Origin of the sequence: Cupriavidus sp. WGlv3 (genome assembly GCF_023952475.1) — a bacterium.
In the GTDB taxonomy this organism is placed as follows: Bacteria; Pseudomonadota; Gammaproteobacteria; order Burkholderiales; family Burkholderiaceae; genus Cupriavidus; species Cupriavidus phytorum.
Genome location: NZ_JALHRX010000006.1, coordinates 203,807 through 222,953, shown reverse-complemented (window position 1 = coordinate 222,953; position 19,147 = coordinate 203,807). Strand labels below are relative to the sequence as shown.

The window sequence follows — 19,147 nt, the reverse complement described above, 5'->3', positions numbered from 1 at the left end:
TCAGGCTCCTTGACGGGCAGACTTGCCGCGCAGCTGGCGGATGCCCACCAGCACCAGCACCGCGGCCAGCACTTCGATCACTGCCACAAGGTACAGCCCGGAGGTCAGCTTGCCCGTGGTGTTCTTGACCAGCCCCATCACGTACGGCGCGCCGAAGCCGGCCAGGTTGGCCACCGAGTTGATCAGCGCCACGCCCACCGCGGCGGCGCTGCCGGCCAGGTAGCGGTTGGGCAGCTGCCAGAACACCGGGATCGCGCTCATGGTGCCGACCAGCGCGGCGGTCATCGCCAGCAGCGCGATCACCGGCGACAGCACCTGCGCGCCCAGCAGCACGGCCAGCACGGCCATGGCACCGCCCCCGACCAGCGCCGCGCCGCTGAAATGCCAGCGCACTTCATTGCGGCGGTCGGAATGCGCGCCGTTGAGGATCATGCCGGCGGCGCCGCACAGGTAGGCCACCGCGGCGATCCAGCCCACCGCCATCGGCGTGGTGAAGCCCACGTCCTTGATGATGGTCGGGATCCAGAAGGTCAGCGTCGAGTTGGCGCACAGCAGGCAGAAGAAGATCGCGATCAGCAGCCAGACCTTGGGGTTGGTGAAGAGCGTGCGCCAGTCGTGGCCGCGCTCGCCCATGGCGGCGTGGTCGCGCTTGAGCGCGTCCTGCACCACGCGCTTCTCGGCGTCGGACAGCCAGCGTGCCTGCTCGGGCTTGTCGGTCATGTAGAACCAGGCAAAGATGCCGGCCAGCACCGACGGGATGCCCTCCAGGATGAACAGCCACTGCCAGCCGTGCATGCCGTTGACACCCGCCATGCCGGTCATGATCCAGCCTGCCAGCGGGCCGCCCAGCACGCCGGCGATGGCCGATGCAGACATAAAGGTGCCGAAGGCGCGCGCGCGGCGCTGCGACGGGTACCAGTAGGTCAGGTACAGGATCACGCCGGGGTAGAAGCCGGCCTCGAACGCGCCCAGCAGGAAGCGCAGGATGTAGAACTGCGTGGGCGTGGTGACGTAGCTCTGCAGCATGCAGATCACACCCCAGCAGATGGTGATCCGCATGATCGTCTTCTTGGCGCCGATCTTCTGCAGCAGCATGTTCGACGGCACTTCGAAGAAGAAGTAGCCCAGGAAGAAGATGCCCGCGCCCAGCCCGTACACGGCCTCGCTAAAGCGCAGCGCGTCCAGCATCTGCAGCTTGGCGAAGCCGATGTTGACGCGGTCCAGCCACGCCAGCACCCACAGCACCCCGAGGAAGGGCAGCAGGCGCCAGGTTACCTTGCGGTAGACGCTGTCCTCGGCGTCTTCGGCGGTGCCGGCGAAGACCGGTACGCCTTGTTTCGTGATCGACATGATGTCTCCTGTCTTGTGGTGTTCTGCCAGGCCGGAGCCTGGTGGCGGTGCATGCGGTCCGCCGGGTTGGGAGCAAGTATATGAATGGCCCGCCGATGCGAAACGAGGGGGCTGGTATAGGCCCCATAGCAGCGCCGATATGGGCCGCCATCCCTTGCCTGGCGCGGGTTTGCGGGCCTCCACGGCGGCTGCCGCCGGACCTATGGATTACCCTGATCGGCCCGCCGCGGCGATGCCACGCGCGCGGCATGGCGGCGCTTGCCCGGGTTCCACCGGTTGCCGTGCGGTGCGCGACACGCTACAAAGTCGCCATGGCCCGGCATGCCGGCATCGCCGCGAGCGGCGGCAGCCGCACCCGCCATGCTTTTCTTATTCCCTTAGCCACGGACCCAACATGATTCGCGCCGACGACCCGTTCGACACCTACCTGCTGCGCGTGCTGTGCATCCTGATCGCCGAGCAGAGCGTGTCGCGCACGGCGATCCGCCTGAACCAGTCGCAGCCGGCCATCAGCGCCGCGCTCAAGCGCCTGCGCGCGATCTTCAACGACCCGCTGCTGACGCGTGAGAAGAACGTGATGGTGCCGACCGAGCGCGCGCTGCAGCTGGCGCGCAACGCGCAGGCCGCGCTCAGCGCGCTCGACAACCTGCTGGTGTCCGATGAGCGCTTCGACCCGGCCACCACCGAGCAGAGCTTCGTGGTGGCGATGCCGGACTACCTGGCGCCGCCGTTCTTTGCGCATGTGGTGCGCGCCGTGCGCCGCGCCGCGCCGCATGCGCGGCTGTCGGCGCTGCCGCTGGGGACCAGCTTCGACTATGAGCAGGCGCTGTCGGCGGGCGCGGTCGATATCGTGATCGGCAACTGGCCCAATCCGCCCGAGCACCTGCACCTGTCGGTGCTGCTGGAAGACGAGGTGGTGTGCGTGGTGGCGCAGGACAGCGTGCACGCGCAGCCCGGCAAGTTCACCGCGCAGGCCTACCTGGGCGCGTCGCATATCGTGCCGACGCCGTACTCGCGCGACCAGCGCGGGCTGGTGGATGCAGGCCTGAGCACCATGCGCGTGCACCGCGACAACCGGATCAGCTGTCCTTACTTCAACCTCGCGCCTAGCCTGATCCCCGGCACCGACCTGATCCTGACCACGGCGCGCCACTTCGCCAACTACCATGCGCAGCATGTGCCGCTGGCAGTGCTGGAGCCGCCGATCGAGTTCCCCTTCATGCGCTTCTACCAGCTGTGGCACCCGTCGCGCCACCGCTCCGCCGCGCATGTCTGGCTGCGCGGCATGCTGAGCGCGGCCTCGCAGGAACTGCGCGACCTGCGCGACATGCATCGTTAGCGGTATCGGTTTCTGTTATGCGATCTATAGGGCGGGGGCTCTCGCCGCTGCTGCGGGGCGTTCCTATACTCGGCCCCGTATTCAACGATTGCCCTTGCGGGAATCCCTACGGGAGCAGCATCCATGTCTCACCCCCTCGACCTGGCGTCGGTCAACGCGCTGGACGAAGCGGCCTTTGCCGAGGCCTTCGGCAGCGTGTTCGAACACTTTCCGCAGGCCGCGGCAGGCGCCTGGGCGCAGCGTCCGTTCGCTTCGGTGGCGGCGCTGCATGGCGCGATGATGGACGTGGTGCGCAAGCTCGATGCGCCGCGCCAGTGCGATTTCCTGAACCTGCACCCGCAGCTGTCGGCGCGCAATATCCGCGCGGGCACCATGACGGCGGATTCCAACGCCGAGCAGAAGAGCGCCGGACTGGATGCGATGTCGGTGCAGCAGGAAGCCGCGCTGGACCAGCTCAACGCCGATTACCAGGCGCGCCACGGCTTCCCCTTCATCATCTGCGTGCGCCACTACACCCGCGAAGGCATCTTTGCCGCGTTCGAGCGCCGCATCGGGCGCAGCACGCAGCTGGAACTGGACGAGGCGCTGGCGCAGATCGCGGCCATCACGCGCGGACGGCTGGCGGCGCGGCTGGCCGGCTGAGCCTGGCGCCTAGCCAAAGGCTTCAAGCCCCAGCGCCAGCATCCCGACCAGGATGAGGCTGAGGGCCCAGACCGCCTCCAGGTTGAACCAGCTGCGCGAGACGAACTGCAGCCCCAGGTAGCGGTAGACCAGCCACGCCATGCCGCCGCCCATGGCAAACATGGCCAGCGTATGCAGCAGCGCGACCGCCAGCGCCATGCCCAGGTTGGCGCTGGCGAGCGTGGCGGCCGCCTGGTGCCCCGGCTCGCTGTCGGTGCGGCACAGGGCAAGATAGATCGGCACCAGCATCAGCCCGGCGCCATGCGCGATCGCCACCGCGAACGACCACAGTGCCAGGTGCGACGGTGCGATGCGCACCAGTGCGCGCGGATGGCCGCGCCTGAGCAGCAGCGCGATGCCGCCGGCGATCAGCAGCAGGCAGGCGCCGATGCGGATCTGCGCCTGCCAGGCGACCAGCGCGGCCAGCATGCCGAATGGCAGCGTCACCGCCAGCACCGCCAGCGCGTGCCCGGCCGCCAGATACCCCAGCGCTGCAAGCAGGGCGCGGCGGCTGTGCGCCAGCAGACCGTTCGATACCGCCAGCGGCCATCCCATCGCCGGGTTGACGCCGTGATAGAGCCCGCTGGCCAGCACCGCCGACCACAGGCCAAGCTGTTCCCAGTCGTGTCCGCTCAAGCCCTGGCCGAGGGATAACAAAACGAATCGGTCGAGCAGTCGCCGCCTTCCAGCCGGATCTGGTGCGCGCGGTAGCCTTCGGGAAACTCGACCCAGTAATCGTCGGCCAGCTCCAGGCCGCCGTCCGCTCCGGCGCGGGCCATGACCTGCGCGCCCGGAATGCCGTCGGGGTAGAACTGCTGGTCCCAGGTGGAATACAGCGAGTTGGTCCAGTAGACACGCTCGCCGTCGCGGCTGATTTCCACCATCTGCGGGCCGCCGGCGAAGGGCTTGCCGTTGGGATGCGGGGTGCGGCGGACCATGCCGCCGAGATGGACCGAGCCCGCCAGCCGGGGCTTGCGCGGATCGGTGACGTCGTACTGGCGCATCTCGCCCGTGCCCCAGCACGACACATAGAGGAATTTGTCGTCCAGCGACAGGTCGATATCGGTCACCAGCGGCGGCACCGCGCCGAAGCCTTGCAGCAGCGGCGGCAGCTGGCTGGCGTCGGCGGGCTCGGCCGGGATCGTCGCCGTCTTCTCGGCGTGGAACTTGCCGTCTTCGCGCCACCAGGTCCAGATCGAGCCTTCCAGGTTGGTGGTGTCGACCACCACGCCGACGAAGCCGTACTCGCGCACCGGATCATGCGCGGGCCGGACTTCCAGCGCCATCTGGTGATTGGCGCCCAGGTCGATGGTCTGCACGTTGCGCCGTGCGCGCAGGTCCCAGAAATGCAGCTTGTGGCCGTAGCGGTTGCCCAGCAAATCCTCGGGCACCAGCCCGTTCTCGAACTGCGGGGGCAGGGCCCATTCGCTCGACACCATGTAGTCGCGCGGCAGGTTCCACCAGAAGTCGTAGTGCTTCTGCTGCTCGCCGCGGTCGATCTCCCAGCGGCCCAGCACCTCGAAGGTCTCGCAGTCCATGATGAAGATGCCGGGCGTGCCGTCGGTGCCATCCGGCCCGCTGCCGCCCAGCGTGCTGACATAGATGCCTTCCGGGCCGCAGTGCACAGTATGCGGCCGCGAATAGCCGGTCTTGCGGAAGATCTCTTCCGGCTCGACGATCTTGTGGATGCGCGCCTGGGTCGGATGCGGCTTGGTGTCGACGATATACAGGCGCGACGAGCGCATCCCCGGGATGATCAGGTAGCGCCGCTCCAGGAACGCATGGCCGGTCAGCGGCGACAGCGCGGACGAGCAGGCGTTCCAGCCGAAGTGATGGAGTTCATCGCCCTTGTGCGTCATCGGCACGGTGTGCACCACCTGGCTGTAGGTCGGCGATCCGGGCTTGACGTCGATCACCGCGAGCGCATCGGGCTGCGCGCCGTCGGGGCTGAGCAGCACCGTGTAGGCAAAGGATTCCGCTGGCGCGTGGATCGCAAGCTCCGGCGAGGCGTGAAACGTCGGATCTGGCCGCATGTTCATGGTGAGCCCCTCCCTGGTCCTGGCGGACCTCGCGACATCGCCGGTACGTCACCTGGCGCGTGGCCGAGTGCGCGGTAAGCCTACCTAGCCTAGGTCGTTCTGCATGCCGAGTCAAAGCCGCACATGCCGCGGCGCATGCGTGGATTCATGCGGGCGGAAGGTCCGGTTTGCGAAATACAGATTGTCGGAAACACGCGGATCGCGCACAAAGGAGGCTTGATCAAGCAAAGGAAAATCCGGGCGATGGACGCGGCAATCGTTGAAGGCAAGGGCGAGGCATACAGCCTCGACAATCCTGCACTGGAAAGCATCGGGGTCAGGATCACCCATTGGCGCGACGACTACGTCGAGCTGGAACTGCCGCTGGCGCCCAATATGCTCAACCGCAGCCGCGTCGTGCATGGCGGCACCATCTGCACCTTGCTCGATGCCGCCACCGGCTATGCCGGCCTCTACTCCGCGCCGGGCGAGAGCCCGCGGCATGCGGTCACGCTGTCGCTGACGTCGAACTTCCTCAGCAACGGGACCGGCAAGCTGCTGACGGCGAAAGGCATGGTCGACCGCCGCGGACGTTCGATCTTCTTTTCGCGGGCCGAGGTGTGGCTCGATGGCGAGCTGCTGATGGCCACCGGTGTCGCCACCCTGAAGTACCTGAAGTAGGCGGTCCGCCTCAGGCGCCGTCCTGGCGCCAGCGCGTCGGCGACTTGCCGAACTGCGCCGCGAACCAGCGCGAGAATGCGCTCGGTTCCGAAAACCCAAGCAGCGTGGCAACCTGCGCCAGCGGCCGCCCCGGATCCTGCAGATGGCGCTGCGCCAGCTCGCGGCGCACCTCGTTGACCAGCGCGGAAAACGTCAGCCCATCCTGTTCCAGCTGGCGCTGCAGGGTGCGCGGGCTGGTGCCCAGGCTTTGCGCGACCTGTTCCACCGCACCGCGTCCGCGCGGCAGCAACTGGTTCAGGGTGCGCCGCACGTCCGCGACGATCGAAGGTTTGCCAGCCCCCTGCTGCAGGTCGAGGAAACCCCGCGCATACCCGGCCAGGCTGGCATCGGCCAGCGGATTGACGCGGTCCAGGTCGCCGCCGGCAAGCACCAGCCCGTCGAAGTCCGAACCGAATTCGATGCGCGGCCCGAACAGGCGCCGGTGGATGCGCAGGTCGGCCGGCGCCGCATGCGCGAAATGCACGCTGTGCGGCATCCACGACTCGCCCAGGATGGCGCGGATCAGGCTGTGCAATGCGGCCACTGTCAGTTCCATCGCCTGCCTGCCGGGCTGTTGCCGTCCGGTCTGCAGCGTCACGTGCAGCACCGCGACACCGGGATGCTCGGTGACCAGGATGGCGATCGAGTCGCTGAGCCAGTGGCGGTAGCGCTCGATCTCGGCCAGCGCGTCGCGCAGCGTGGGCTGGTGCTGCAACAGCAGGCTGACCGGCCCGAAGTCCGACAGTCGCCACGATTCCCCCACCATCAGGCCCAGCGAATGACAGCCCGTCTCGCGCGCCGAGGCTTCCAGCACCTCCGCCAGGCGCGGCTCGGGAATGCGCAGGTCGGGCGTGTACAGGCACGCCTGGTCCAGCCCTGCCCGGGCCACCATTCGCACCGGATCCAGGCCCGCGCCTCGGGCAATTCCCAGGTATTTGGTCAGCGATGCGCTGCGAACAAGGACGGTCATGGGGCTGCCGCGAGAGTGGGTGGGGGCGTCGGTCGTGTCCGTCGTCAAATGGCAAATCGTGGCGCGATCGGTCAAGGGCGCTGCGCCCCGGCTGTCTCACAATCGACTGCGCCGCGCCAATGATAGCGGCGCGGGCAGGACACCACAATCAGGAGACAGCCTTGGCCAAAGCCATTCGCATGTATGAGACCGGAGGCCCCGAAGTCCTCCGCTACGAGGACGCCGAGGTCGGCGATCCGGGCCCGGGCGAGGTACGGATCCGCCACGTCGCGGTCGGGCTCAACTATGCCGACACTTACTTCCGCAACGGCACCTACCCGGTGCCGCTGCCCAGCGGCATGGGCGTCGAGGCGGCCGGCGTGGTGCAGGCCGTCGGCCCCGGCGTGACCCACATTGCGGAGGGCGATCGCGTCACCTATACCGGCTTCACCAACACACTGGGCGCGTACAGCACCGAGCGCCTGGTGCCCGCCGCGCCGCTGATCCGCCTGCCGGATGCGATCGGCTTCGAGACCGCCGCGGCGATGACCATGCGCGGCCTGACCTCGGCCTACCTGATGCGCCGCATCTATCCATTCTGCGGCGGCGAGACCATCCTGCTGCACGCGGCCGCTGGCGGCGTCGGCCTGATCGTCTCGCAGTGGGCGAAGCTGCTCGGCCTGACCGTGATCGGCACGGTCTCGACTGAAGCCAAGGCCGAACTGGCGCGCGCGCATGGCTGCGACCACGTCATCGACTACAGCCGCGAGGACGTGGCAACGCGGGTGCGCGAGCTGACCGACGGCACGGGCGTGTCGGTGGTGTTCGACAGCGTCGGCCGCAGCACCTTCCAGGGCTCGCTGGATTCGCTCAAGCGGCGCGGGCTGATGGTCTGCGTCGGCACGGCGTCGGGCACGATCCCGCCGTTCGATCCGCAATTGCTGGCGCGGAAGGGCTCGCTTTACCTGACCCGTCCGGCGCTTGCCGACTACATTGCCGACCCCGCCGAGAAGGCGGAACTGGCCGCGGAAGTCTTCGGCCACGTGGCCGCCGGGCGACTACGCATCGGCATCAACCAGCGCTACGCGCTGCAGGATGCGGTCCAGGCCCACCGCGACCTGGAGTCGCGCAAGACCACCGGCTCATCGATCTTCGTGCTGTAAAGGAGCGTCCTCATGCGAGTCCAACAACTTACCTGCAGCATCGGCGCCGAACTGAGCGGCGTCAGCCTTGCCGATGCCGCGCGCGATGCGGCGCTGTTTGCCGAGATCAGGTCGCTGCTGCTGGAGCACAAGGTGCTGTTCCTGCGCGACCAGGAGATCTCGCGCGCGGACCACGTGGCGTTCGCGCGGCGCTTCGGCGAACTGGAAGACCATCCGGTGGCGGGCAGCGATCCCGACCATCCCGGCCTGGTGCAGATCTATCGCAGCGACAAGCGCGAGAACTACGAGAACAGCTACCACACCGACGGCAGCTGGCGCGAATGCCCGCCGATGGGCTGCGTGCTGCGCTGCATCGAGTCGCCGCCGGTCGGCGGCGACACCATCTGGGTCAACATGGCCGCGGCGTACGAGCACCTGCCCGAGGAAATCAGGCAGCGCATCGCCGGCCTGCGCGCCAAGCACGGCATCGAGCATTCCTTCGGCGCGGCGATGAGCCCGGAGAACCGCGCCAAGCTGGCGGCGCAGTACCCCGCGGTCGAGCACCCGGTGGTGCGCACGCATCCGGAGACCGGCGAAAAGGTGCTTTATGTCTGCGGCTTCTCCACCCACTTCGTCAATTTCCACACGCCCGAGAACGTGCGCTACGGGCAGGACAAGACCCCGGGCGCGAGCCATCTGCTGAACTACCTGATCAGCCAGGCGGCGATTCCCGAATACCAGGTGCGTTTCCGCTGGCAGCCCAACAGCGTGGCGATCTGGGACAACCGCTGCACCCAGCACTACGCGGTGCAGGACTACTGGCCGGCGCCGCGCAAGATGGAGCGCGCCGCCATCATCGGCGACAAGCCGTTCTGAGCCGCGCCAGCGCCGCAGGCCTGGCCAGTGCCACGATAAATGGAGACATGCCGTGCATTACCTCGATGGGTCCCTGTTCCCTGAAAACCAGCAGCCGCTGATCATCACCGCGGCACCTTACGCGCCGGGTTGGCTGCCTTCCGATTTTCCGGAGGACATTCCGGTAACGATGGAAGACCAGATCCAGAAGGCCGTTGACTGCTACAACGCGGGTGCGACGGTGCTGCACCTGCACGTGCGCGAACTCGACGGCAAGGGCTCGAAGCGCCTGTCCAAGTTCAACGAACTGATCGCCGGCGTGCGCAAGGCGGTGCCGGAGATGGTCATCCAGGTCGGCGGATCGATCAGTTTCGCCCCGGAAAACGAGGGCGATGCAGCGAAGTGGCTGTCCGACGACACGCGCCACATGCTGGCCGAACTCGATCCGGTGCCGGACCAGGTCACGGTCACGGTGAACACCTCGCAGATGAACGTGACCGAGCATGCCGAGCTGGCGGATTTCCAGGGCACCTCGCGCGAGAACCCCGCCATCTTCAACGCGTACAAGGAAATGACGGTGCCCGCCCAGCCCGGCTGGGTCGAGGAGCATATCCGCCGCCTGTCCGCCGCCGGCATCCAGAGCGCATTCCAGTGCTACAACATCAATAGCTTCGAATCGGTCGAGCGGCTGATCCGGCGCGGCATCTACAAGGGCCCGCTGGTGATGAACTGGGTTGCCATCAGCGGCGGCATGGACGCGCCGAGCGTGTTCAACCTGGCCAACATCGTCCGTGCGGTGCCGGATGGCGCGGTGCTGACCGTCGAAAGCTCGGTGCGCAACGTGCTGCCGGTGAACATGATGGGCATCGCGCTGGGGCTGCATGTGCGCTGTGGGACCGAGGATTGCCTGTGGAACCAGTCGCGCACGGCCAAGATGAGCACCGTGAAGCAGATCGAGCAGCTGGTGCGCATCGCCGGCGAATTCGGCCGCAACGTGGCAACCGCCCAGGAAGCGCGCGAGATCCAGAAGATCGGCGTGTTCTACGAGACGGTCGAAGAGACGCTGGCGGCGAACGGCTTCGCGCCGAACCGCAACGGCGGCAACCAGGGCTTCCTGCGCAAGGCCGCCTGAACCGGGCCAGCTGCCACTGGCAAGCGGCCCGCAGAAGGGCAGGGGCGGCAGCTGGCTGCCCCGAACCCTCGCATATACGGAGAGACAACCATGAAGCAAGCACAACCGTCGGCGCGCCGCAGGGCGTTGCTGTCATGCATGCTCGGCCTGGCGCTGCCGGCTGCGCTCCCCGCGCTCGCCCATGCCCAGGCGTGGCCGACCAAGGTCGTGAAAATCGTGGTCGGCGGCCCCGCCGGCGGCACCGCCGACATCCTCGCGCGCCTGTTGGCCGAGGGGCTGACGCAGTCGCTGGGCAAGCCGGTGATCGTCGAGCAGAAGCCCGGCGGTGCCGGTGCGATCGCGGTCGGCACGCTGCTGTCGGCGCCGCACGACGGGCATACGCTGCTGCTGATCCAGGGCGGCATTGTTTCCGAGACGCCGCTGGCGCTGAAGGTCTCGTTCGATCCGTTCAAGGACCTGAAACCGATTGCCCAGGTGGCGCGCACCGGCCTGGTCCTGGTCGGCAACCCAAAGCTGCCGGCGAAGAACTTCAGCGAGCTGCTGGCCTACATCAAGAGCAAGCCGGGACAGATCGACTACGCCTCATATGCCGCCGGCATGCGCGGGCAGACTCTCGGGGTCCAGTTCAACCGCCTGGCGGGCGTGAACATGAGCCACGTCGGCTACAAGGGCTCGCCGCCAGCGCTGCAGGACGTGATGGGCGGCCACGTGCCGCTGATGTTCGACGGCCTGGCGACCTCATTGCCGCTGATCAAGTCCGGCAAGCTCAGGGCCTATGCCGTGGCCTACCCGAAGCGCATCCCGGCGCTGCCCGAGGTGCCGACCTTCGCCGAGGTCGGCTTCCCGGCCATGACGGAGCCCGGCTGGATGGGCGTGTGGCTGCCGCCGGATGTACCTACGGCGGTACAGGAAAAGATCCGCAATGCCACGCTGGCAATCGTGCAGCAGCCCGGCTACCGCAAGCACGTGGAAGAGATGGGCATGGACAACGGCCAGCCGCTGGGCAGCGAGGCGCTGTCAAAGGAAGCGCGCGCGGCGTATGAGCGGCAGGCGGAACTGCTGCGGTCGATTCGCTTCGTGCCGGAGTAGCCCCGCAGTGGCGCGGGCGGGCAAGGGCTAGCGCTTCCTGCGCCGGCGCGCGCCGGCGAACATCGACATGTCGCGCAGGATGCAGTCCAGCAGCGTGTTGGCGGCCACTCCCATGGGCCGGCCCGCCTTGACCAGCAGGCGCGCCTTGGCGGCCTCGAACAGCGGATGGGCAATCGGCAAGGTCACCAGTTCGCCGGACTGCAATTCGCGGTAGGCCGCAAAGCCGCCGATCAGCGTGATGCCGTCATGGCGCTTGACGAAGTGGCGCAGCACCGCCAGCGAATTGGTGGTCAGCGTTGGGCGGATCTGGATGTTCTCCGCGTACGCCAGCATCTGCACCACCTGGCCCAGGCCGAATGCCGGCGGCATCATGGCCAGCGGATAGTCCGCCAGCTCCTGCACCTGGACCTTGCCGCCGCGGCGTGCCAGCGGATGCCCGGCATGCACCAGCAGCACCACCGGCTGCGATGACGTAGCCACCCAGGCGATGTCGGCATGGCCGGGCGGGTTGTAGGCCAGGCCGATATGGGCACGGCTTTCCGCCACCTCCTGCAGCACGTTGTTCACCGGCAGGATGTCGACGGTCACGTCCAGCCGGGGATAGCGCGCGCAGAAATCCGTCAGCACCTCATCCATCAGGCCGTCGACATAGCCCTCGCTGGTGGCGATGCGCACCTGGCCATGCTGCAGCCCGCGCAAGGCCTGCAGGCGGTCTTCGAACAGTTCCTGCTGGGCGCGGCAGCCGCGCCAGTATTCCAGCAGGTGCACCGCCGCTTCGGTCGGCTGCACGCCGCGCGCATGGCGGTCGAACAGCGGCGCGCCCACTTCTTCTTCCAGCAGGCGGATCTGGCGCGTGATCACCGACGGCGAGGTGTTGATGCTGTCGGCCGCGCCGCGGATCGAGCCGTGCGTCAGTACCTCGTGGAAATAGCGCAGCCTGCGCTGGTTCAGTTCGCGCATGTCGGACCTCGTTGTCTGGCGTGGAAGGCGCCGGCGTGTCTGGTGTTGCCGGCAGGGCAACGATAGCCGACTTAAGTTGCTCTTGCTCTGTTTTTTCAGATGCCAGACGATCAACGCCTGCCACCAAAAGACATCGCGTCCACAAGAGCCGACCACCACGGGAGAGATCGACATGTCCGCAACCCTGCCCCCACGCCATCTCACGGAAGCCGCCGGCGCCGCGCAGCAGGCGCTGTACCGCAAGCTGAACTGGCGCCTGTTGCCGTTCCTGCTGCTGTGCTACACCTTCGCCTACCTGGACCGCGTCAACATCGGCTTCGCCAAGCTGCAGATGCAGAGCGACCTGGGTTTTTCCGACGCGGTGTACGGGCTGGGCGCCGGCATCTTTTTCTTCGGCTACGTGCTGTTCGAGATCCCGAGCAACCTGCTGCTGCCCCGGATCGGTGCGCGCAAGACTATCAGCCGCATCCTGGTGCTGTGGGGCCTGACCTCGGCGGGCATGATGTTCGTGCGCGACGCAACCACGTTCTACGTGCTGCGATTCCTGCTTGGCGTGTTCGAGGCCGGCTTCGCCCCCGGGATGATCTTCTACCTGACCTACTGGTACGGGCAGCAACGCATGGCCCGGGTGATGGCGGTAGTGATGCTGGCCGGCCCCATTGGCGGCATCTTCGGCTCGCCGCTGTCGACCTGGCTGATGACGGCGCTGTCCGGCGCGCACGGCCTGGCGGGATGGCAATGGATGTTCCTGGTGGAAGGGCTGCCATGCGTGCTGCTCGGCGCGCTGGCGCTGCGCGTGCTGGCGGACCGGCCGGCCGAGGCAAAGTGGCTCAGCGACGCGGAAAAGCGCATGCTGGCCGCCGAGCTGCAGGCGCCGGCGGGCGGGCATCACTCGTTCGGCCAGGTCGCGCGCGATCCGCGCGTGTACCTGCTGGCCTTTGCCTACTTCACCATGATCTGCGGCATCTACGCGGTCAGTTTCTGGCTGCCGTCTATCCTGAAGGCGGACGGCGTCGCCGACACCATGCAGATCGGGCTGTATTCGATGATTCCCTATATTGCCGCGGCGATCGCCATGCTTGTGATCGGGCGCAGCTCCGACCGCCGCGGCGAGCGCCGCTGGCACAGCGCGGTGCCGGCCTTTACCGGCGCGGTGGCGCTGGCCGTGGCCACGCAGTCCAGCGGCAACCTGCCGCTGTCGCTGCTGTGCATGACCATCGCCACGGCAATGATGTGGGCCGCCTATACCGTGTTCTGGGCGATCCCGTCGCAATACCTGAAGGGCGATGCCGCGGCCGGCGGCATCGCGCTGATCAACACCATCGGCCTGGTCGGCGGCTTCCTCAGCCCTACCATCATCGGCGCGGTGCGCACTGCCACCGGCAGCATGCAGGCCGGCCTGCTGGTGATGGTGGCGCTGCTGCTTGCCGGCGCGGCGGTGCTGGTGGCCAACCGGATGCCGTCGCCGCAGGGCGCGGTGTCGCCGGCCTGAACGCCGGACTTTTGTTTCACGGAGAAGAACCTTGGCAACACGGATCCTGGTCGCCGGTTTCCAGCACGAGACCAATACCTTTGCCCCGTCAAAGGCGACTTACGCCAGCTTCGAGCGCGGCGAAGGCTTTCCCGCGATGGTGCGCGGCGACGACATGCGCGCGCTGCGCGACGTCAACATCCCGGCCGGCGGCTTCATGGCCGCCGCCGAGCGGCACGGCTGGACGCTGCTGCCGGTGGTCTGGGCCGGCGCCAGCCCGTCCGCGCACGTGACCGAGGACGCGTACGAGCGCATCGCCGGCGAGATCGTCGGCGCGGCCCGCGCGGGCGGCTTCGGCGCGGTTTATCTCGACCTGCACGGCGCCATGGTGGCCGAGCACACCGATGACGGCGAGGGCACGCTGCTCGCGCGCATCCGCGCGGCGGTGGGCCCGGGGGTGCCGGTGGTCGCCTCGCTCGACCTGCATGCCAACGTCACGCAGGCCATGCTGCAGGCGGCCGACGCGCTGGTGGCCTACCGCACCTACCCGCATGTGGACATGGCCGAGACCGGCGCGCGCGCCGCGGCGCTGCTGCAGCGACTGCTGGCGCGCAAGGGGCCGTTGCACCGCGCGGTGCGCCGGCTGCCGTTCCTGATCCCGATCAACGGCATGTGCACGATGCTGGAACCGGCGCGCGCCATGTACGCGCTGTTGCAGCAGCGCGAGCACGGCGAGGTGGTGTCGCTGTCGTTCGCGCCGGGCTTTCCGGCCGCCGATTTCCCGGAGTGCGGGCCGGTGATCTGGGGCTATGGCGACGACGCCGGCGCGGCCGAAGCGGCGGTGCAGGCCTTGTACGAGCGGATGCTGGCCGACGAGCCCGCCTGGGAGGTGCCGTTCCTCTCGCCCGACGAGGCCGTGGTCGAAGCGATGCGGCTGGCCGCGGGAGCCACGCGCCCGGTGGTCATCGCCGACACGCAGGACAACCCCGGCGCGGGCGGCGATTCGAACACCATGGGCATGCTGCGCGCGCTGTTGCGCCACGGCGCGCGGCAGGCGGCGATCGGGCTGATCTGGGACCCGGCCGTGGTGGCCGAGGCGCACCGCGCCGGCGTGGGCGCGACCATCGAGGTCGCGCTGGGCGGCGTATCCGGGGTGCCCGGCGACGCGCCGCTGCAGGGCCGCTTCGAGGTGCTGAAGCTGTCCGATGGCGTATGCCGCTACGGCGGGCCGATGATGCACGGCATGCAGGCCGATGTCGGCCCGGTGGCACTGTTGCGTATCGACGATGTGCAGGTGGTGGTCAGTGCCGGCAAGGCGCAGATGCTCGACCGCAACCTGTTCCGGGTGGGCGGGGTCGAGCCCGAGGCGATGAAGATCCTGGTCAACAAGAGCTCGGTGCACTTCCGCGCCGATTTCCAGGGCATCGCGCATGCCGTGCTGGTGGCCAAGGCACCGGGCCCGATGACGGCCGATCCGGCGGACCTGCCCTGGACCCGGCTGGCCCCTGGCATCCGGCTCAAGCCGATGGGCAGGCCGTTCCAGGCGTAATGCCCGATGCACGCGGATCAGCCCGCGTTGCGCATCGACTGCGCCAGCTCGGCGCAGCCGCGCGCGTGCAGCGCGTCGGCCGCGCCGAGGCGGTCGCGCGTGTCCTTGTTCTGGCTGAGCTTGCGCTTGCCCACCAGCGATGTCACGGCGATCTCGAGGCCGACGATGCCGCGCAGCATGGCGTCGAGGTAGTCGGGCGGGGCGTCGCCCATCTTCCACGGCCGGGCCTCGGCGGCCTCGTGCCGCCGCGTCAGGCGCGCGACCAGGCCACGCACGAAGCGCTCGTCGTCGCGCACGGTGAGGATGCCGTGCACGTGCACCACCTCGTAGTTCCAGGTCGGCACCTGACGATGCGTCTCATGCTTGCTCGGGTACCAGTTCGGCGAGACATAGGCCTCGGCGCCGCGGAACACCACCATCACCGATGTGCCGGTCGGGCACCGCTGCCAGACCGGGTTGGCCCGCGCCACGTGCGCGGTGAGCGCGCCGAGGGCACCCGCACCAGGGTCGAATTCGAAGGGCAGATGGTCGGCATCCAGGCCGTGCTGGCCGTGCGTGACCAGCATGCCCAGCGGGTGCGCATGGATGATGCGGGCAAGGGCCTCGGGGCGGGTCTCGGCGAAATGTTCGGGGAGGTACATCGTTGGGGCTCGGGGCGATCGGATGCTCGATACTGTCGCCGACAACTGGCACAATCGGAAGGTCCAGTTTCCAGGAATTTGAATGGGCCAGTTTGAGCCGTCCGCCGGCACCCGGCCCGGCGCCACGGGCGCGGGACGCCGCATCTATGAGCTGCTGCGCGGCCAGATCGCCGACGGCACGCTGCCGCCGGGCGCGCCGGCGCCGTCCACGCGCAGCCTGGCGGCCGAGCTGGGGGTATCGCGCACCACCGTGACCGCCGCCTACGAACAGCTGGCGGCCGAGGGCTTCCTGGTCACGGCGAGGGGACGGGCGGCCCGCATCGCCAGCCCGCTGACGGCTTCCCCGCCGGCCCGGCCCGATGGGGCGCGGCGCGCCAGGGTACCGGCGCTGTCGCAGTTCGGCCGCCGCGTGGCGGCACTGGGGCTGCCGGCAGCGCCGCCGGCCGCGCCGGTGCGCTTCGATTTCCTGTACGGCGCCGTGGCCTGGCGCGACTTCCCGACGCTGGCCTGGCGGCGCGCCTGGCAGGCCGAGCTGCTGCGCCAGCACGACAGCCTGTGCTACGCCGCGCCGGAAGGCGAGGCAGCCCTGCGGCGCGCGCTGCAGGGCTATCTGCGCCGCGCGCGCGGGCTGGCCTGCGATGCCGGGCAGATCGTGGTGGTGCATGGCTCGCAGCAGGGCATCGACCTGTGCGCGCGGCTGTTGCTGGACGATGGCGATGCCTTTGCCTTTGAAGACCCCGGCTACCTGATGGCCAGGCGCTGCTTCGAGGCCACCGGCGCGACGTGCCTGCCGGTCCCGGTGGACGGGCATGGCATGGATACCGCCAGCCTGCCCGCGGCGGACCGGGTCCGGCTGGCTTACGTGACGCCGTCGCACCAGTTCCCGCTGGGCGGCGTGCTGCCGATCGGGCGCCGACAGGCCTTGCTGCAATGGGCGCGGCGCCATGATGCGTGGATCGTCGAGGACGACTACGACGGCGAATTCCGCTACGGCCAGCGCCCGATCGACACCCTGCGGGCGATCGACACCGATGGTCGCGTGATCTATGTCGGCACCTTCTCCAAGGCGCTCTCGCCGCAGCTGCGGCTCGGCTACCTGGTGCTGCCGCCGGAACTGGTGCCGGTGTTCCGGCAGGCCAAGCGACTGGCCGATCGCCATGCGCCCGTGCTTGAGCAGCGCGTGCTGGCCGCGCTGATCGACGGCGGCGCCTACGAGCGCCACGTGCGCCGCATGCGCCGCGAGAACGAGCGCCGCCGCGCGGCCCTGCTCGATGGCATTGCGCGCCACCTGCCTGGGGATGCCGAGGTCAGCGGCACCGCCGCCGGGCTGCACGTGGTGCTGTGGCTGCCGTCGCTGCGGCCGCGGGACGAGCCGGCGCTGGTGGCCGCCGCGCGCGGCGCCGGCGTGGGCGTGTATCCGGTTTCGGCGCTGTATGCCCGGCCGCATGGGGCGGGCCGGCCCCGCACGGCCGGCCTGGTGCTGGGCTACGCCAGCCTGACCACCGCGCAGATAGAGCAGGGCGTGCGCGTGCTGGGCACGGTGGTTGCAGCGATGGGCCCGTGAAGCAGCCCGCGCGTCCGACCCCGCATGCCGGGCGTTTCGGCCAATGACATTGAACAGAACGGCAATTGGCCGGCCTGGCGCAACGCTCTAACGTCTGTCGAAAACGACCGTGGCCGGAACACCGGGCGGCAACACCAGAACGACAACCAGGAGACAGCGCAATGGCTATCACAAGGCGTGGAGCGGGCAGGCGTTTGCTATCGGTCGTGGCAAGCACGATGGCGGCATTAGCGATGTGCGTGGCGGCAGCGCCGGCCGCGACGGCGGCGGGCGATTTCCCGGCCAAGCCCATCGAGTTCTGGATCCCGTTCCCGCCTGGCGGTCCCACCGACGGCTCGCTGCGCACGCTGCTGGCGGCCGCCGGCAAGGAGCTGGACCAGCGCGTGGTGCCGATCAACAAGCCCGGTGCGGGCGCCACGCTGGCGGCCCAGGTGATGTCCCAGACCGCGGCGCCAAACGGCTACACACTGTCGATGGTTGCGGCCAATATCTTCCGCATGCCACACCTGCAAAAGACGCCATACGACCCGCTCAAGGACTTTACCTACATCATCGGCCTGACCAACTACCGCTATGGCCTGGTGGTCCGCGCCGACGCGCGCTGGAAGACGCTGGAAGAATTCCTCGCCTACGCCAAGGCGAACCCGGGCAAAGTGACCTACGGTGCGGTTGGCATCGGCAGTTCGGGGCATATCTCGATGGAAAAGCTGGGCCGCGCCGCCGGCGCCAGATTCACCTTCGTGCCCTACAAGGGCGGCGCCGAGGAAATGATGGCGTTGATGGGCGGCGACATCGATGCGGTGCTGGACCCGGGCTGGGGACAATTCGCCGTCGCCGGCAAGGTGCGGCCGCTGGCCATCGTCGGCGACGCGCGCTTTGCGCGCTTCAAGGATGTGCCGACCCTGAAGGAGCGGGGCTACGACATCACCGCCAGCTCGCTGGTGGGCATCGTCGGCCCGCGCGGCATGGATCCGGCGGTGGTCAGGAAGCTGCACGATGCGTTCTTCCGCGCCGCGCAGGACCCGGCCTACCTGCGCTCGCTCGAGGCCATCGACCTCGAGCCGGTCCACCTCAACAGCGCGGACTACACCAGGTTCGCGGCCGAACAGTTCGAGCGCGAGAAGCGCGTGGTGCAGCAGCTCGATATCAGCCTGCAGTGATCGGGGTGCGATCATCGCGCGACCGGCTGCACTGTCTCAGTGCAGCCGGTCATGCCGGGGCATCCGTGGCTCGGGTTAGCGCAACTTCTTTGGTACGCTGGTGGTATGCCTGCCGCTGCCATCGCTGCTTGCGCCCCGAGCGCGGGTGACCTGTGCACTCCCCCGGCTGGCAGCGGCCAAAGGAGTGATCATGCAAGAGCTGACTTTTAGCGACCTGCTGTACCGCTATTTCTTCTTCGGCTGGCTGTTCCGGGACGCCAGCCGCGGCAACCGCGCCGAACGCACGCGCGCCTGGCACTTCAACCAGGCGCGCGCGCATTGGCTGCTGACCTACATGCGGCGCTGGCTCTGGTGCGGCGTGTTCTTCTACGCGCTGGGCGGCGCGGTGGAGCTGATGTTGTCCGCGCCCGCGCTGTCGGCGCTGTTCTACGTGCCCGGCGCGCTGTGCGTGCCGGTCAACGTTGTCATCGGCGTGCTTTGGCTGGGGCTGAAGACGCTGCCGGGGCCGCTGTGAGCATATGGAGTTG

The 19,147-nt window shown here is 68.5% G+C and carries 18 protein-coding genes; 12 read left to right on the top strand and 6 right to left on the bottom strand.

Going from position 1 to position 19,147, the window contains the following annotated elements; all coding sequences use genetic code 11:
* Positions 1 to 1,350 (bottom strand): MFS transporter, encoded by a 1,350-nt coding sequence (locus MKD38_RS13445; RefSeq protein WP_252677493.1) that lies wholly within the window; start codon positions 1,348 to 1,350, stop codon positions 1 to 3.
* Positions 1,351 to 1,744: 394 nt separating this feature from the next.
* Between MKD38_RS13445 and MKD38_RS13440 the strand changes: the two genes are divergently transcribed.
* Together MKD38_RS13440 and uraD are read left to right on the top strand one after the other, a co-directional pair.
* Positions 1,745 to 2,689, top strand: coding sequence for a LysR family transcriptional regulator (locus tag MKD38_RS13440; RefSeq protein ID WP_252677492.1), 945 nt, complete (start codon positions 1,745 to 1,747; stop codon positions 2,687 to 2,689).
* Positions 2,690 to 2,812: 123 nt separating this feature from the next.
* Positions 2,813 to 3,331: a 2-oxo-4-hydroxy-4-carboxy-5-ureidoimidazoline decarboxylase gene (gene uraD, locus MKD38_RS13435; RefSeq protein WP_252677491.1), complete on the top strand. Its 519-nt coding sequence runs from the start codon at positions 2,813 to 2,815 to the stop codon at positions 3,329 to 3,331.
* Between the two features lie 9 nt (positions 3,332 to 3,340).
* On the opposite strand, the gene MKD38_RS13430 is transcribed toward uraD, so the two are convergent.
* Positions 3,341 to 4,006 (bottom strand): hypothetical protein, encoded by a 666-nt coding sequence (locus tag MKD38_RS13430; RefSeq protein ID WP_252677490.1) that lies wholly within the window; start codon positions 4,004 to 4,006, stop codon positions 3,341 to 3,343.
* Positions 4,003 to 5,409, bottom strand: a complete 1,407-nt coding sequence (locus MKD38_RS13425; RefSeq protein ID WP_252677489.1) for a selenium-binding protein SBP56-related protein — start codon at positions 5,407 to 5,409, stop codon at positions 4,003 to 4,005. The genes MKD38_RS13430 and MKD38_RS13425 overlap by 4 nt, the downstream gene beginning before the upstream one ends.
* Positions 5,410 to 5,652: 243 nt before the next feature.
* Between MKD38_RS13425 and MKD38_RS13420 the strand changes: the two genes are divergently transcribed.
* Positions 5,653 to 6,069: a PaaI family thioesterase gene (locus MKD38_RS13420; protein ID WP_252677488.1), complete on the top strand. Its 417-nt coding sequence runs from the start codon at positions 5,653 to 5,655 to the stop codon at positions 6,067 to 6,069.
* A 10-nt stretch (positions 6,070 to 6,079) separates the two neighbouring features.
* Here the strand turns inward: MKD38_RS13420 and MKD38_RS13415 are convergent, their stop codons facing one another.
* Complete coding sequence (locus MKD38_RS13415) at positions 6,080 to 7,078, bottom strand: AraC family transcriptional regulator (protein ID WP_252677487.1); 999 nt, start codon at positions 7,076 to 7,078, stop codon at positions 6,080 to 6,082.
* A 161-nt stretch (positions 7,079 to 7,239) separates the two neighbouring features.
* Here MKD38_RS13415 and MKD38_RS13410 point away from each other — a divergent pair, with 161 nt between their 5' ends.
* The 4 genes from MKD38_RS13410 (at position 7,240) to MKD38_RS13395 (ending at position 11,275) form a co-directional block, all read left to right on the top strand.
* Complete coding sequence (locus MKD38_RS13410) at positions 7,240 to 8,220, top strand: quinone oxidoreductase family protein (protein WP_252677486.1); 981 nt, start codon at positions 7,240 to 7,242, stop codon at positions 8,218 to 8,220.
* Between the two features lie 12 nt (positions 8,221 to 8,232).
* Positions 8,233 to 9,075: a TauD/TfdA dioxygenase family protein gene (locus MKD38_RS13405; protein ID WP_252677485.1), complete on the top strand. Its 843-nt coding sequence runs from the start codon at positions 8,233 to 8,235 to the stop codon at positions 9,073 to 9,075.
* Positions 9,076 to 9,127: 52 nt separating this feature from the next.
* Positions 9,128 to 10,186: a beta-keto acid cleavage family enzyme gene (locus MKD38_RS13400; RefSeq protein ID WP_252677483.1), complete on the top strand. Its 1,059-nt coding sequence runs from the start codon at positions 9,128 to 9,130 to the stop codon at positions 10,184 to 10,186.
* Positions 10,187 to 10,276: 90 nt separating this feature from the next.
* A complete protein-coding gene (locus tag MKD38_RS13395; protein ID WP_252677481.1) occupies positions 10,277 to 11,275 on the top strand; it encodes a tripartite tricarboxylate transporter substrate binding protein in 999 nt (332 codons plus the stop codon).
* A gap of 27 nt (positions 11,276 to 11,302) precedes the next feature.
* Here MKD38_RS13395 and MKD38_RS13390 read toward each other — a convergent pair whose 3' ends face one another.
* Positions 11,303 to 12,235: a LysR family transcriptional regulator gene (locus tag MKD38_RS13390; protein ID WP_111520454.1), complete on the bottom strand. Its 933-nt coding sequence runs from the start codon at positions 12,233 to 12,235 to the stop codon at positions 11,303 to 11,305.
* Between the two features lie 172 nt (positions 12,236 to 12,407).
* Here MKD38_RS13390 and MKD38_RS13385 point away from each other — a divergent pair, with 172 nt between their 5' ends.
* Together MKD38_RS13385 and MKD38_RS13380 are read left to right on the top strand one after the other, a co-directional pair.
* Positions 12,408 to 13,727 carry an MFS transporter gene (locus MKD38_RS13385; protein WP_252677479.1) on the top strand — a complete coding sequence of 440 codons (1,320 nt, stop codon included), beginning with the start codon at positions 12,408 to 12,410 and terminating at the stop codon, positions 13,725 to 13,727.
* Between the two features lie 31 nt (positions 13,728 to 13,758).
* Complete coding sequence (locus tag MKD38_RS13380) at positions 13,759 to 15,255, top strand: M81 family metallopeptidase (RefSeq protein WP_252677477.1); 1,497 nt, start codon at positions 13,759 to 13,761, stop codon at positions 15,253 to 15,255.
* A 17-nt stretch (positions 15,256 to 15,272) separates the two neighbouring features.
* Here MKD38_RS13380 and MKD38_RS13375 read toward each other — a convergent pair whose 3' ends face one another.
* A complete protein-coding gene (locus tag MKD38_RS13375) occupies positions 15,273 to 15,896 on the bottom strand; it encodes an FMN-binding negative transcriptional regulator (protein ID WP_252677475.1) in 624 nt (207 codons plus the stop codon).
* 82 nt (positions 15,897 to 15,978) lie between these two features.
* On the opposite strand from MKD38_RS13375, the gene pdxR reads away from it, so the two are divergent.
* From pdxR to MKD38_RS13360, 3 genes are all read left to right on the top strand, one after another.
* Positions 15,979 to 17,460, top strand: coding sequence for a MocR-like pyridoxine biosynthesis transcription factor PdxR (gene pdxR / locus MKD38_RS13370; RefSeq protein WP_252677473.1), 1,482 nt, complete (start codon positions 15,979 to 15,981; stop codon positions 17,458 to 17,460).
* Between the two features lie 218 nt (positions 17,461 to 17,678).
* Entirely contained in the window at positions 17,679 to 18,620 is a 942-nt protein-coding gene (locus tag MKD38_RS13365) for a tripartite tricarboxylate transporter substrate binding protein (protein WP_252677471.1), read from the top strand.
* 190 nt (positions 18,621 to 18,810) lie between these two features.
* Complete coding sequence (locus MKD38_RS13360; RefSeq protein ID WP_252677469.1) at positions 18,811 to 19,134, top strand: hypothetical protein; 324 nt, start codon at positions 18,811 to 18,813, stop codon at positions 19,132 to 19,134.
* Positions 19,135 to 19,147 lie beyond the last annotated feature (13 nt).